The sequence below is a fragment of the Pedobacter nototheniae genome, assembly GCF_032678625.1.
GTDB classification, from domain to species: Bacteria; Bacteroidota; Bacteroidia; order Sphingobacteriales; family Sphingobacteriaceae; genus Pedobacter; species Pedobacter nototheniae_A.
In genome coordinates this window covers 524,026-539,344 of sequence record NZ_JAVTSO010000003.1, presented here as the reverse complement: position 1 = coordinate 539,344, position 15,319 = coordinate 524,026, and the positions used below count along the sequence as shown (strand labels likewise).

Annotated in this window: 7 protein-coding genes; all 7 read left to right on the top strand. The window is 38.6% G+C overall.

Annotation, left to right across the window (positions count from 1 at the left end; translation table 11 throughout):
- Positions 1–6: 6 nt before the first annotated feature.
- A complete protein-coding gene (locus tag R2Q77_RS12550) occupies positions 7–1,566 on the top strand; it encodes a RagB/SusD family nutrient uptake outer membrane protein (protein ID WP_316804066.1) in 1,560 nt (519 codons plus the stop codon).
- A gap of 315 nt (positions 1,567–1,881) precedes the next feature.
- Positions 1,882–4,323, top strand: a complete 2,442-nt coding sequence (locus R2Q77_RS12545) for a glutaminase family protein (RefSeq protein ID WP_316804065.1) — start codon at positions 1,882–1,884, stop codon at positions 4,321–4,323.
- Between the two features lie 39 nt (positions 4,324–4,362).
- Positions 4,363–7,569 (top strand): TonB-dependent receptor, encoded by a 3,207-nt coding sequence (locus tag R2Q77_RS12540; RefSeq protein ID WP_316804064.1) that lies wholly within the window; start codon positions 4,363–4,365, stop codon positions 7,567–7,569.
- Positions 7,570–7,581: 12 nt separating this feature from the next.
- The gene (locus R2Q77_RS12535; protein ID WP_316804063.1) at positions 7,582–9,402 is read left to right on the top strand and encodes a RagB/SusD family nutrient uptake outer membrane protein; all 1,821 of its coding nucleotides are present in this window, start codon (positions 7,582–7,584) and stop codon (positions 9,400–9,402) included.
- A gap of 300 nt (positions 9,403–9,702) precedes the next feature.
- Positions 9,703–11,865, top strand: a complete 2,163-nt coding sequence (locus R2Q77_RS12530; RefSeq protein ID WP_316804062.1) for a hypothetical protein — start codon at positions 9,703–9,705, stop codon at positions 11,863–11,865.
- A gap of 14 nt (positions 11,866–11,879) precedes the next feature.
- Complete coding sequence (locus tag R2Q77_RS12525) at positions 11,880–14,147, top strand: GH92 family glycosyl hydrolase (protein ID WP_316804061.1); 2,268 nt, start codon at positions 11,880–11,882, stop codon at positions 14,145–14,147.
- Between the two features lie 256 nt (positions 14,148–14,403).
- A complete protein-coding gene (locus R2Q77_RS12520) occupies positions 14,404–15,294 on the top strand; it encodes an ROK family protein (RefSeq protein ID WP_316804060.1) in 891 nt (296 codons plus the stop codon).
- The last annotated feature ends 25 nt before the right edge of the window (positions 15,295–15,319 follow it).

Below are 15,319 nucleotides of genomic sequence, written 5' to 3'. Positions count from 1 at the left end.
GATACAATGAAAATCAACATAAAAAACATCACTGCTTTGCTGCTTTTGGGTGGAGCAATAATTGGAAATTCAGGTTGTAAAAAGTTTTTAGAAGAAAAAGACCCAACCAACCTTTCTCCAGGTAGTTTTTATACTTTGCCAGAGCATGCCGAGGCTGGCATTGCGGCAATATATTCTGAAATCAGGTTCATCGGAAACGGAGCAGGAATTTATTCCAATAACTGGCAAATGCTTGATGCCCCTACAGGCATACAATCTACTGAAACTGCACAAAATTCTGATTTAAACAACCTGTATTCGTTAATATACGATGGAACAAACCTGCACATTAACCAAAACTGGAATGGCTTTTACAAAGTAATTGCACAAGCCAATTTGTTGTTGGATAAAGTACCGGGCATTAACCCGATGGATGCGGTGCAGAAAAAAAGGATTTTAGGAGAAGCTTCTTTTTTAAGGGCATGGGCCTATTTCTATTTAGTACGTTTGTGGGGCGATGTGCCTTTAATTGTAAAACCGATAACAAGCCCTAACGATCCTGATTTTTATCCTGCCAGAACACCTCAGGAGCAGGTTTACAAACAAATTGTAGATGATTTAGTATTTGCAGAATCAGCTGGTTTGCCTTTTATGGATGCCAGTGGAAGGGTTTCTACAGCAGCAATTAAGTCAGAGCTGGCAAAAGTTTATTTAACCATGGCAGGTCAGCCACTAAATAAAGGTGCAGCATATTACCGTTTATCGGCTGATAAAGCGAAGGAAGTAATCGATTATTCCACTGGCAATCCAGGCACACTTAATCTTTTTGCAACTTATGGAGCCATACATGATGCAAAGAATGATAATAGGATTGAACACATTTTTGGTATTCAATATAATGATGCGGCCGGCGTTGGCAATCCGCTTCAATCTTCTTATTTACCACTGCACCAACCATTGGTTTCTAAAATAGATGGAATTGGAACAGCGATACCCACCAACGATTTTTACACATCGTATGAAGCCGGAGATTTAAGAGCAAAAAACAGAGATGGCTATTTCTTTACCGATTATTATACTGACGGATTTAAAATGCCATTGGTAAATAGGGGGAAACCTTATATTTTTAAACACTTTGATATTGTTGCCAATGGTACATTAGGTGTTGAAGGAACAACCAGAAGTGATTTAAATATCCCGCAAATCAGGTATGCTGAGGTTTTATTAATTTATGCAGAAGCACAAAACCGTGCTGATGGATCGCCAAATTTAGCCGGATATGCAGCGGTAAATGCAGTTAGAAGAAGGGCTTTGCTTGGAGATTTAGCAGGGCTTGGACAAACGCAATTTGAAGAAGCCGTTTGGAAAGAGCGCTGGCATGAGCTGTGCTATGAAGGAATTATCTGGTTTGATATGCTTCGCCTGCGCAAGGCTTATAATGAAAGTACCAATAGTTTTGACAGCTTTGTAGGGCATGTTAATAAAAGTGTAAACCTGCCTTTGCAAACAAAAAATCTTTTATTCCCGATTCCAACACCCGAAATCAAGAATAATTCAAAACTCACCCAAAATCCGGGTTATAATTAAGAACACTTAATTAGTATAAGGGATGCTTAAACAGGCATCCCTTATTTTTATTCTGGAAATCAGTTCGTTCAGGTTTTTAACTAAAATTATACTGTAACCAATATGTTACCCGCATTTGTTTTATTCATCTTTTTTTTTCTTTAAAATTGATTTAGTAAAACGTTTTACTGTTTTAAGCTTTGTTGCATATAAAAACCATATATGCACGATTAAAAATTTTCAACTTAATTTTTCAGCCTTCTTTTTTACCAGAGGGTTTAATTTTTAAAAGTTTACTAAAACGTTTTATTGATAAGTTTAACCAAATTCCTAATTATGAGAAACCTTTACCTACTCGGGCTGTGCCTGTTTATTTCAATTTGTGCGAAGGCACAAGACAAGGCTCCTGCCTATCCATTAATTACACACGATACTTACTTCAGCATTTGGTCTTTTGGAGACAATTTAAACCAATCGGTAACTAAACACTGGACTGGAAAAAAACAATCTTTATTGGGTGTTGTAAAAGTTGATGATCAATTTTATCGTTTCCTTGGCGAAGAAACTAAAGATTATAAAACCATTCTTCCGGCAGCAGATGAAACTGCATATAGCGTAAATTATACGTTTGATGATCCGGGAGCAAACTGGAATGGCCCTGAATATAACGACCAGAGCTGGAAAAAATCAGCTGCTCCGTTTGGAGATGATAAGACGGCAAAAACAAAATGGGATACCGATAATATTTATTACCGAAGGAAATTTTCCATCGCAAAACCCTCAAAAGCTAAAAAATATTTAAAGCTTAGCCACGATGACAATGTAATTGTGTATCTAAATACTAAAACGATTTATCAGAAAGAGGGATGGGTACATGAATACATTTATATCCCTATTGAAGATGGTATTTTAACCAGCGGGGAAAATACTTTGGCCATACATTGTAAAAATACAGCAGGTGGCAGGCACCTCGATGCCGGTATTGTTGAGGAAGTTCCGCAAGGCTCAAAAATACTAACCGCAAAACAAACCAACGTAGCGTTTGAAGCAACATCAACCCAGTACACGTTCAACTGCGGGCAGGTTAATTTACAGGTAACTTTTACTTCTCCATTATTGTTGAATGATATTAATTTAACGGCAAAACCAATTAGTTACATCAGTTATGTTGCCAAAGCTAACGATGCTAAAGCACATCAGGTGGCCGTTTATTTTAGTGCCTCATCTAACATTGCAGTAAATACAAGCAATCAGCCCGTATCTGCATGGAAAACTTCGAAAAACAATTTATCCCTATTAAAAGCCGGAACAGTAGAGCAGCCAATATTGCAGAAAAAAGGCGATGATACGCGAATTGACTGGGGTTATATGTATGTGGCTGTGCCTGCAAAATTTAAGGCTCAACAATTTATAGGTAAGCAGGACGAAAATTTAAAGAACTTTTTGAGTGGCAAATACCCGCAACAAACACAGCGTTTAAATACAACCGAATTAGATTTGAGCAGTGTAATTCCTTTTGGTACGGTAACGGCCAAACCGGTAGAGAAATATGTAATGATGGGTTATGATGATTTAAAATCTGTAGAATATTTCGGGAAGTCTTTATTGCCAATCTGGAAGAAATCGGGCCAGTCATTCGAAAACTTACTGCTTAATGCCAGCAATGATTATGCAACTATTAAAGCAAAATGCGATGCGTTTAACAAGCAATTGGTTGCCGAGGCAACGAAAGTTGGTGGCATTGAATATGCCGATTTATGTAAAATGGCTTACAGACAAAGCATAGCTGCCCATAAAATTTTATATGCGCCAAATGGTGAAATTCTTTTTCTTTCAAAAGAAAATTTTAGCGGAGGTTTTATCAATACGGTTGATGTTACCTATCCTTCGGCGCCCGAATATTTGCTTTATAATCCCGAATTGTTAAAAGGAATGCTAAACGGTATTTTCTATTATGCAGAAAGTGGTAAATGGAACAAGCCTTATCCTGCACACGATATTGGTACCTATCCGGTTGCAAACGGTCAGATTTATGGTGAAGATATGCCAGTAGAAGAGGCGGGAAATATGATTATTCTGGCTGCTGCCATCAGTAAAGCAGATGGAAATGTAAAATATGCCGAAAAGCACTGGCAAACCATGTCTACCTGGGCCGATTATTTATTAAAAGAGGGATTTGATCCTGCAAATCAATTGTGTACAGATGACTTTGCCGGTCACCTTGCCCGTAATGCTAATTTATCGGTTAAGGCCATTGTTGCACTGGGCGGTTATGCCCAAATGGCCCAGCAAATGGGTAAAACGGATGTAGCTGTAAAATATAGAAATGCAGCATTAGAAATGGCCAAAAACTGGCAGAAATTGGCTGATGGCGGCGATCATTATGCCTTAACTTTTAATGATAAAAATACATGGAGCCAGAAATATAACCTGGTTTGGGATAAATTATTAAAGCTCAATCTTTTCCCAGAAGAATTGTATAAAAAAGAAATCAACTACTATTTAACAAAGCAAAATGAATTCGGATTACCACTGGATAGCCGCAAAACCTATACTAAATCAGACTGGATTATATGGACTGCGACTTTAGCTGATAATCAAAACGATTTCCAAAAATTTGTTAAACCGGTTTATAAATACGCTACCCAAACAGAAAGCAGAGTTCCGATGAGCGACTGGTACGAAACAACTACTGGAAAATTAACTGGTTTCCAGGCTCGAAGTGTTGTGGGTGGCTATTTTATCAAGCTGCTGGCTGATAAATGGGGCATTAAATAGCATTACCAAAAATAATAACCAAATACAAACCATTCCATTATGAACAAGAAATTTACTAAACTCATTAAGCTTAGGCTTATGACGAGGTCGGGTGCGATTAAAATTGGCACTTTATCTTTAGCTTTTGGTTTAACATTTACCGCTTCGGCAGGTGCAAGAGAGATGAATACCAATGTGCGCACGACAAAAAAAGAACCGAACCGCAATATCGCTAACATTGTGGTTAGGGGTATTGTTAAAGACGAAACCGGTGCACCAATTCCAGGCGCAAGTATAAAAGTAAAAGGTACTTTAAGTGTAGCAGCGACAGATATAAATGGTAGTTTTAGCATCTCTGTCCCTTCAGAAGCATCCGTTCTTATTATTTCTTATGTAGGTTACGATGCTAAAGAAATTACCGTTGGCAATCAAAAAAGCATTTCAATCCAGCTGGTACCCAGCAGCAATGCATTAGAAGAGGTTGCAGTTGTAGGTTTTGGTACACAACGTAAAGTTTCCTTAATTGGCGCGCAATCAACAGTTAATGCAAAAGAATTAAAACAACCTGTGGCCAGTATTACCCAATCTTTAGCCGGTAGAATTGCCGGTGTAGTTGGCGTGCAAAGAAGTGGTGAGCCAGGAAGAAGTGCTGCTGACATCTGGATTAGGGGCATTGCCACTTTTGGAGGCAACTCAAGTTCGCCCCTGGTTTTAGTAGATGGTGTTGAGCGTTCGATTGATAACGTAGATCCGGAGGATATTGAATCTTTTACTGTGCTGAAAGATGCGTCTGGTACGGCAGTATATGGTGTTAGAGGTGCAAATGGAGTTGTAATTGTAAAAACCAAAACAGGTAAGGTAGGTAAACCCAATATCTTTTTCGATTATAATGAAGGCATAAGTACATTTACCAAAAAACCCGAAACGCTTGGTGGCATCGATTACATGAACCTGGCAAATGAGGCTTTGACTGGTAGGGGCCAGAGTGCTAAATACGCACAGGATTACATTGATAAAACGGCATCAGGTGCAGATCCGCTCCTTTATCCAAACGTAAACTGGATGGATGAATTATTTAAAGAGTACAGCCATAACCGAAGAGCAAATTTAAATGCAAGCGGTGGTGTTGAAAATGCACAGTACTATGTTTCATTGGCATATTACAATGAATCAGGCTTTTTAAAAACCGATGATTTATCGCAGTATAATTCTTCTTTAAATTACAACAGGTATAATTTTACCAGTAATTTAAATTTAAAACTAACCGGAACAACCAAGTTAGATTTAGGTATTCAGGGATATGCATCTACAGGGAATTATCCGGGCGAAAAAACAGAAGATATTTTTCGTTCTGCATTGGATGTTTCCTCAGTAGAATATCCTAAATTATATCCAGGTGGTTTTATTCCCGGCCGCTCATCAAACGGGGGGTTTCGTAATCCTTATGCCGATTTAACCAGAAGAGGTTACCGTACAGAATTTAAAAACCAGTTGTATACCAACTTGAGGTTAACGCAAGATTTAAAAATGGTTACTCCAGGTTTATCTGCCACAGCAATGGTGGCGTTTGATGCCTACAATGAAAATTTCATTAAAAGATCAAAAAGAGAAAGTACTTATTTCATTTCTAATGTTACCGGTACCAACTCGCCTTATAAAGCCGATGGTTCTTTAAATTTAGTACAAACCTTTACAAGTGGTGGTAACTATTTAAGTTTTGATCCAACCAGGGCCGGTAACCGTAAATTTTACACAGAAGCGGCTGCAAATTACGACAGGGCTTTTGGTAAACATCGCGTAGGCGGCTTAATTTTGGGTTATACACAGGACTATAATGATCCTTTTGCCGGAAACTTTACTTCGTCAATTCCCGAACGCCAGGTTGGTTTAGCCGCTCGTGGTACCTATTCTTACGATGATCGTTATTTTGCTGAAGTTAACTTTGGATATAATGGTTCTGAGTTGTTTGCTCCATCAAACCGATACGGCTCATTTCCAGCTTTCGGCATTGGATGGATTCCTTCTAATGAAAAATTCTGGGAGCCCATTAAAAATACCATCTCATTCTTAAAGTTCAGGTACTCAGATGGTGTTACCGGTATCGGTAAAATCAACGGCAGAAGGTTTGCTTATTTAACGCTGGTATCTGATAATCCAAACGACCCGGATAAAGTTCAAGGTTACCAGTTGGGTAAAAACTTCAATAATTCTGGTGGTATTACCGTAATGGATTATGGCGTAGATATTAGATGGGCTGAATCCCGTAAACAAGATTTAGGAATGGAAATCAGGACCCTTAACAATAATTTATACCTGATTGTAGATTTATTTAAAGAAAAACGTACCGGTATATTTTTACAACGCCAGTCGTTACCAGGTTATGTAGGCTTAACCAATCAACCTTACGGAAACTTAGGTGTGGTTGATAACCGAGGTATTGACGCCACTTTAGAGTATAATTTTAAAGTTGGGCAGGTTGATATTGGCTTAAGAGGTACATATACCTACAGTAAAGATAAATTGATTACAGATGATCGCCCGGCGCAACCTTATCCATGGATGAGCCATCTTGGTGACAACGTACTCGCACGTTACGGATATGTAGCCGAAAAATTATTCGATTCGCAGGAAGAAATTAATGCAAGCGCAACCCCGGGTTCGAAAGGCAGCATTAAGCCTGGCGATATTAAATACAAAGATTTAAATGGCGATGGCTTAATCAACGATTATGATAAAACTAAAATTGGCAGGGGCGATATTCCCAATACCGTATATGGCTTTGGCTTTACCGCATCTTACAAAGGTTTTGCAATAAGCACTTTATTCCAGGGCGTTGCCAATGCCGATATTATGTTGGGTGGCTCGGGTATATTTCCTTTTAATGGCGGTGGTGGTTTAAGCAATGCTTACGCAATTGCCAACGATCGCTGGACACCTTCAAATCCAAGACAAGATGCATTTTATCCTCGTTTAGCCTATGGAGAAGCCGATAATACAAATAACACTTTAGAAAGCTCGTGGTGGGTAAAGGATGTAAGTTTCTTAAGGTTAAAAAGCGCTCAGCTTAGCTATAATCTGCCAACCGCATTTACCCAAAAAGTTCACATTAAAAATGCAGCAATTTATTTAATTGGGTCTAATCTTTTAACATTCAGTAAATGGAAACTTTGGGATCCGGAGTTAAATACCAATGTCGACGGTAGGGCAAATGGAGCCAAGTATCCACTTACCGCTACCTTATCGCTTGGGCTTAATGTTAAATTTTAATAATTAGAAATCATGAAAAAATATATATTGATCACATTTGTAGCTTGCCTAACACTGGCTACTTCATGTAAAAAAGGTTTCCTTGATCAAGTACCTAATGATAGGTTAACACTTGAGGAAACATTTACCAACAGGGCCACAGCAGAGAAGTTTTTAAATAATATATACTCCTGGATTCCGGATGAATTTGGACAAAGAAATCCCAATACAGGCAGAAATGCAGGGATATGGACAGGTGCAGCCGACGAGGCAGAATTTGTTTGGGGCTTTAACCAGGCTAATAATGTTAACATTGGCAGCTGGGATGCAAACACAGGTTTTGTAAACGATTACTGGAACAATTATTATAAAGGCATCCGCTCGGCCAGTTTCTTTATGGCCAATATTGATAAAGTTACCCAGGATATTACACCTCAGTTAATTGTTCAGTATAAAAATGAGGCAAGGGCTTTAAGGGCTATGTATTATTTTTACTTGGTACGTACTTATGGCCCGGTGGTTCTTTTGGGTGAAGAAGTAATTGCGCCTGATGCACCGTCTGAAAGCGTGCGTTTACCCCGCAGCAGCTTTGATGAATGTATTAATTATATCGCGGCCGAATTGCAAACAGCCGCAGATAATCTGTCCGTAAACCCAGTAAATGATAATAACTATGGCCGCATTACCAAAGGCATGGCCTTAAGTTATCGTTTACAGGCTTATTTATTAGCCGCAAGTCCGCTGTATAATGGTAACCCGGATATGGCAAGTTTAAAAAATAAAGACGGCAAACAATTGATTAGCCAAACTTATGATGCCGGTAAATGGAAAAGAGCCTCTGATGCCTATAAAGCTTACATTACTCAATTTGTTCCGGGCACTTATAGCTTGTTCAGAAAAAATGATGCTTCGGGTAATTTTAGCCCATATCTATCTTGCAGGGATGTTTTTATCGATCGTTTCAATAGCGAAATCATTATGTCGAGAATTGAAGCATCAATTGAAGGCAGACAATATGAATTAACACCCTACCACAACGGCAAAAACTCTGAGGTTAGAGGCTCGGGTGGTTTAGCGGCAACACAAAATCAGGTAGATGCATTTTTTATGGCCAACGGGAAAAGTATTGAAGACCCGACTTCGGGTTATGTAACTTCTGGAAGCACCAATTACCAGGCACCGGGAAGTCCTATTGCTACCGATACCTACAATCAATGGGTTAACCGCGAACCAAGGTTTTATGTAAACATCACCTACCACAACAGTGTTTGGTTAAATACAACTTACGGCAATATCATAACTGAAATGAATAACAACGGCAACTCCGGTAAAGCAACAGGAGGTAACGATTATTCGGTTACAGGTTATATTGTACGTAAAGCTATGGGCCTGGGCAACTGGAGAGAAAGTAATCGCCCTTGTATTTTATACAGGGTGGGTAATTTATTTCTGGATTATGTTGAAGCACTAAATGAATCAACTCCCGGAGATCCGGATATTTTAATCTACTTAAACCAAATCAGGGAAAGAGCAGGCATTCCGTTGTATGGTTCAGGTGCCGGCCAGATTATACCTCCGGCAAGTCAGGATTTAATGCGTGAAGCCATTAGAAAAGAGAGAAGGGTAGAACTGGCGTTTGAAAACGTGAGGTATTTTGATACCAGAAGATGGAAAATTGCTGAAGTAACAGATAATGGACCTATTTATGGATTAAATATTTCTAAAAATCTTCCTGAGTTTCTTACCGTGGTCCCTTTTGAAACCCGGGTATTTACCAAAAGACATTATTTATTCCCCATCCCCTCAAAAGATGTAAATTCTGATGATTTGATGGTGCAAAACCCAGGCTGGTAATACAGCACTTAATAAATAACCATTTCAAGTTGTGCCTGTCGTTAAACGGGCAGGTACAACTTTGATTTTTCATCACCCATAAAACCCCGAGTTATGGAACAACCGAGATCAAACCTGTGGAATTATGTATAGAAATTATAAAGTAGCCTGCCCTGTTGGCGCAGTTCAATCTTACGAATCCTGCGCAGCAGCTGCATTAATGCAATTGTTCTCGCCGGCCCAATAATTCTAAACGATTAACGTACATCTTGCACCTATCGATCTCTCAAATGTGCAGGGTTTATATTTAAAATTATTTAAATGGAAAAATTAAAAGTTTATGCAACACTCGCCACTATTTTTCTTTTTCAGCAAAGCAATTTATCTGCACAGCTCAAAACAAAAGAAAAAACATCCTTTCAGGCTTCGGCACCATGGAGCCCTGATTACGATATTAGGGCAGATATTGCCATGGTTTATGGTATAAATGATGATGGCGGAAAATTTGAAGAAAGGGTAAAGAGTTATCGTGATAAAGGTTATGAAGTACAGTTTATGACCGGAATAGCCTGGGGGCAGTATAAAGATTATTTCCTGGGGCAATGGGATAGCAAAAAACACCTTGATGAAGGTCAGGTAATGCGCAATGGCGAAACCATTTGGCATGGCGAAAATGTGCCTTATATTGTGCCCTCTCAAAATTATTTAGCTTACATGAAAACACATGTTAAAAGAGCTATTGACGCAGGGGTAACCGCAATTTACCTGGAAGAACCCGAATTTTGGGCAAGGGCAGGTTATGGTGATGCTTTTAAAAAAGAATGGCAGGCCTATTATGGTTTTCCCTGGATGGCTCAACACGAATCGCCCGAAGCCACCTATCTCTCCTCTAAATTAAAATACCAGCTCTATTTTAAAGCACTAAAAGAAGTATTCAGTTACGTTAAATCTTATAGCGAAAGCAAAGGAAAAAGGGTTAGGTGCTATGTGCCTACGCATTCGCTAATTAACTATTCTTCCTGGCAAATTGTAAGCCCTGAGGCCAGTTTGGCTAATCTGGAAGGCATGGACGGTTACATTGCGCAAGTATGGACCGGAACATCAAGAGAGCCTATTTACTTTAATGGTATAGAAAAAGAAAGGGTATTTGAAAATGCTTTTTTGGAGTATGGCTCAATGGTTTCGATGACGGCTCCAACCGGGAGAAAGATTTTTTTCTTAACAGATCCAATAGAAGACAGAACCAGATCATGGGATGATTACAAGGTTAATTATCAGGCTACTTTTACTGCACAGCTGTTATACCCAATGGTTGATAATTATGAAGTAATGCCCTGGCCAAACCGAATTTATAAAGGTAAGTTCAAGGTAGAAGGCGTAGCCGAAAAACAGCCAATATCTCCTGATTATGCCACGCAGATGCAGGTAATGGTCAATTCGCTTAATCAAATGCCCTTATCAAAAAATAAGCTGAACGGCAGTCATGGCATTGGAGTTTTACTCTCAAACTCCATGATGTTTCAGCGCTTTCCAACGCATGCAGGTTACGATGATCCTCAGCTTTCTAATTTTTATGGAATGGCTATTCCTTTGTTAAAAAGAGGTATTCCGGTAGAAACTGTACATATAGAAAACCTGGCCAACAAAAATACTTTAAAGGATATTGAGGTATTAATTATGAGTTATTCAAATATGAAACCCTTATCTGCCGACTATCATAACGAGCTTGCCAAATGGGTTAAAAATGGAGGTACGCTTTTATATTACGGAAGAGATAATGATCCTTTTCAAAATGTAAAGGAATGGTGGAATACCAATGGAAATACATACAAAGCCCCGTCCGAACATTTATTTAAACAACTGGGCATTCAGGTAACTGATGGATTAACAGAATACCAGGCCGGTAAAGGGAAGGTATTTTTAGTTAGAAAAGACCCTAAAGAACTTGTGATGCAAGCCAACGGTGATCTTGAATTTTTAGCCACAGTTAAAAAAGCTTACGAAAAGAATGCTAAAGAATTAATAACCAAAAATAATTTTGTTTTAGCGCGCGGACCATTTACCATTGCTGCGGTTTTAAATGAGGTAACAGAAGAACCACTTACTTTAAACGGACTATTTATTGATTTATTTGACCCTACACTACCTGTACTTACTCAAAAAATCATTCAGCCAGGTACACAGGCTTACCTATATGATATCAATAAAGCCGAAAACAAAACCAAAGCACAGGTTTTAGCCGCCGCATCAAGGGTAACGAACGAAATGGTTACTAAGAAGCAATACTCCTTTATAGCGAAAAGTCCGGCTAAAACTAATAACGTAATGCGGATTTTACTAACCTCAAAACCAGGTGTTATTACCGCTAAAACCGGAGGTCGAAATTTACCGCTTATTCAAAATGTCTGGGATGAAAAATCGAAAACTTTATTACTTGGATTTGAAAATTACAGCGAAGGTGTAGAGGTTAACATTAATCTGTAAATAAACACACACAAATGAAATTTAAATTAATTGCAACAATTTTGTGCTGCATAGCCACTAAAGGTTTATTTGCGCAGCAAAAAGATTTGGTACAGTATGTAAATACTTTACAGGGTACCAATTCTAAACACGAATTAACCAGAGGCAATACTTATCCAACAACAGCACTTCCTTTTGGCATGCACACCTGGTCGCCACAAACCGGTAAAAATGGCGATGGCTGGAAATACCAGTATTTTAAAGATAAAATAAGAGGTTTTCAGCAGGCACATCAATGTAGCTCCTGGACCAGGGATTATGCTGTTTTTTCTTTTATGCCGGTAATTGATGAGCTTGTGGTGGATGAAAATAAACGTGAGGCTAAGTTTAGCCACGCAAATGAAGTTGCCAAACCCAATTATTATAAAGTAAAATTTGATAATGAGGTTACGACAGAAATTTCGCCTACAGAACGAGGTGCTCATTTACGCTTTTCTTATCCAAAAGGTAAAAAAAGCTTCCTGATTTTGGATGGTTATACCCATTTAAGCGGTGTAAAAATAGAGCCTAAGCAAAACAGGATAACCGGATATGTTAATAATGGAGAAGGTTTTAAAAAAGGATGGAAAAGCTATTTTGTGGTACAGTTCGATCAGCCAATTAAAGCTTATGGAACCTGGGAAAATAAGAAAAATACCATTCATCCAGACTCCGTTTTTGCTGATGGTTTAGGGAAAGGTGCTTATGTCGAATTTAAGGCAGGGGCAAAAGTTCAGGTTAAAACAGCTTCATCATACATTAGTTTAGAACAGGCAGAACTTAACCTGAAAAACGAGTTAGGGAAAGATAAAACTTTAGAGCAAACCAAATCAAATGGCGCTGCGGTTTGGAATAAATCATTAGGCAAAATTGTGGTAGAAGGTGGGTCGCGGGCTGATACGGAAACTTTTTATTCTTGCTTTTTCAGGGCCAGTTTATTCTCCAGAAAATTTTACGAACTAAATGCAAATGGCCAACCTTACTATTTTAGTCCTTACGATGGTAAAGTTCACCCAGGTTATATGTTTACCGATACAGGTTTCTGGGATACTTTCAGGGCTCAATTTCCGCTCAATACTTTGGTGCAAACCGAAATGCACGGACGTTATGTAAAAGCAATGCTCGATGCTTATGAACAATGTGGATGGCTTCCTTCCTGGTCTTTTCCAAGCGAAGCAGGGAGTATGATTGGCAACCATGCCATTTCTTTATTGGCTGATGCCTGGGCAAAAGGAATCAGAACATTTGACCCCAAACAGGCTTTGGAAGCATACTTGCATGAAGCCACCAATAAAGGGCCCTGGGGGCCGGCAAATGGAAGAGATGGCTGGAAAGAATATTACCAGCTTGGATATGTTCCTTACCCAAAATACAGAGAAGCTACGGCTAAAACATTAGAGTATGCTTATGACGACTACTGCGCCTATGAACTTGCAAAAATGACCGGGAATAAGTTTTACATGGATGTTTTTGAACGCCAGATGTATAATTATAAAAATGTTTACGACCCTGGAACTAAGTTTATGAGGGGAAAAAATGCAAACGGGCAATGGACGCCAAATTTTGATCCGATAGAGTGGGGCGGACCTTTTACCGAAGGGAATGCCTGGCACTGGCAATGGTCGGTTTTTCAGGATACCAAAGGCTTAATTAATTTAATGGGTGGCAATGAGCATTTCACTTCTAAATTGGATTCTGTTTTTAGCGAACCCAATAAAGTTAATGTGGGCAGTTATGGCGGCATGATCCATGAAATGACTGAAATGGTAATGGCGAACATGGGGCAGTATGCACATGGAAATCAGCCCATACAACACATGGTTTATTTGTATAATTATGCCAACCAGCCATGGAAGGCACAATTTCACGCACGTGAAGTGATGAGTAAGTTGTATAACGCTACCGAAAATGGCTACCCCGGCGACGAAGACCAGGGGCAAACTTCTTCCTGGTATGTATTAAGTGCTTTGGGTTTTTATAGTGTAACACCCGGTACCGGAGAATACGTAATTGGAAGTCCGATGTTTAAAAAAACCACCATTAACCTGGAAAATGGCAAACAATTTATTATTGATGCCGCTAAAAATGATGCTTCAAACGTATACATTAAATCGGCCACATTAAACGGTAATAACTATACCCGAAACTTTTTAACCCACCAGGATATTTTAAAAGGTGGAACATTAAAGTTGGAAATGGATAATAAACCTGCATTAAACAGGGGCTTGCAAGAAAGTGATAAACCTTTTTCTTTAAGCAAATAATGAACCCGGTTGAGGTGAAAAACAGGATGTAGAACATAATCAGGATAAGGTGGTTGATTATCCAAAACTTTTTATAATTTCATAAATCGTTTTAGCTGTGTGAGGCAGAATTCTAATTATTTGTAATACAGTGCTCTATAAAAGAGCTGGGGTTGAATGAAAAAAGGTATTTTAGATCAAAACAAGTGAAAACTAAGAATATTAATAGCTAAAATTAGCAGCGTTTGTTTTTTTAATGAAAGAAGATAGTATAACAATGAAATTAAAGCCTGTAGCATTAGGTGTAGATATAGGCGGTTCTCATATAACAACCGGAATTGTAGATATAGAAGGGAAAAAGTTGGTTGAAGGCTCAATAAAAAGAGAATTTATAGATTCTAACGGAACAGCAGAAAGTATTTTAGTGGGTTGGTGTAAAGTGATTCAGGATTCTTTTAGTGGATACGAAACAGCCGATAAAACAGTAGGAATTGCAATGCCAGGTCCTTTTAATTACGAAAAAGGGATTTCATTAATTAAAGACCAGGATAAATTCAGGTCGCTTTACGGTGTAAATATTAAAGAAGAATTAGCGGTGCGCTTAAATATCCCTTCCAATAATATTCACTTTATAAATGATGCAGCCGGTTTTCTACAGGGAGAAGTTTTTGCAGGTGCAGCCAAAGGAAATGCAAGTGTAATGGGTTTAACCTTAGGTACCGGTTTAGGTTCTGCATTTTGCCTTGATTATAAGGCCACCGACGCTGCATTATGGAATTCGGCGTTTTTAAATGGCATTGCCGAAGATTATTTATCAACCGGTTGGTTTGTTAAACGTTACCATCAGCTCACCAATAAAACCTTATCGGGTGTAAAAGACCTGGTGGGCCTTATTGGTACAGACCATAATGCTACCCGTATTTTTATGGAATTTGGCAATAACCTGGCTAAATTTCTAATTCCGATTATTCAGAAATATAAAATTGAAGTGGTCATTTTTGGAGGAAACATTACGCAGGCCTTCAACGAGTTTTCACCGGAGTTAATTGCAACTTTAAAAGGAAATCAGATTGAAACAGCAATTAAAATATCCGAATTAAAGGAAAATGCGGCACTAATTGGAGCCGCCAGCTGTAGAGACTTAAATTTACTAAAAAACAACGCTTAATATTGATGTCATTCCTAAAATTAAT

Bases quoted from the DNA above. Each gene is read 5' to 3' on its own strand.
- R2Q77_RS12530 (WP_316804062.1), top strand. From the start codon at position 9,703: ATGGAAAAATTAAAAGTTTATGCAACACTCGCCACTATTTTTCTTTTT.
- R2Q77_RS12550 (WP_316804066.1), top strand. From the start codon at position 7: ATGAAAATCAACATAAAAAACATCACTGCTTTGCTGCTTTTGGGTGGA.
- R2Q77_RS12545 (WP_316804065.1), top strand. From the start codon at position 1,882: ATGAGAAACCTTTACCTACTCGGGCTGTGCCTGTTTATTTCAATTTGT.
- R2Q77_RS12535 (WP_316804063.1), top strand. From the start codon at position 7,582: ATGAAAAAATATATATTGATCACATTTGTAGCTTGCCTAACACTGGCT.
- R2Q77_RS12520 (WP_316804060.1), top strand. From the start codon at position 14,404: ATGAAATTAAAGCCTGTAGCATTAGGTGTAGATATAGGCGGTTCTCAT.
- R2Q77_RS12540 (WP_316804064.1), top strand. From the start codon at position 4,363: ATGAACAAGAAATTTACTAAACTCATTAAGCTTAGGCTTATGACGAGG.
- R2Q77_RS12525 (WP_316804061.1), top strand. From the start codon at position 11,880: ATGAAATTTAAATTAATTGCAACAATTTTGTGCTGCATAGCCACTAAA.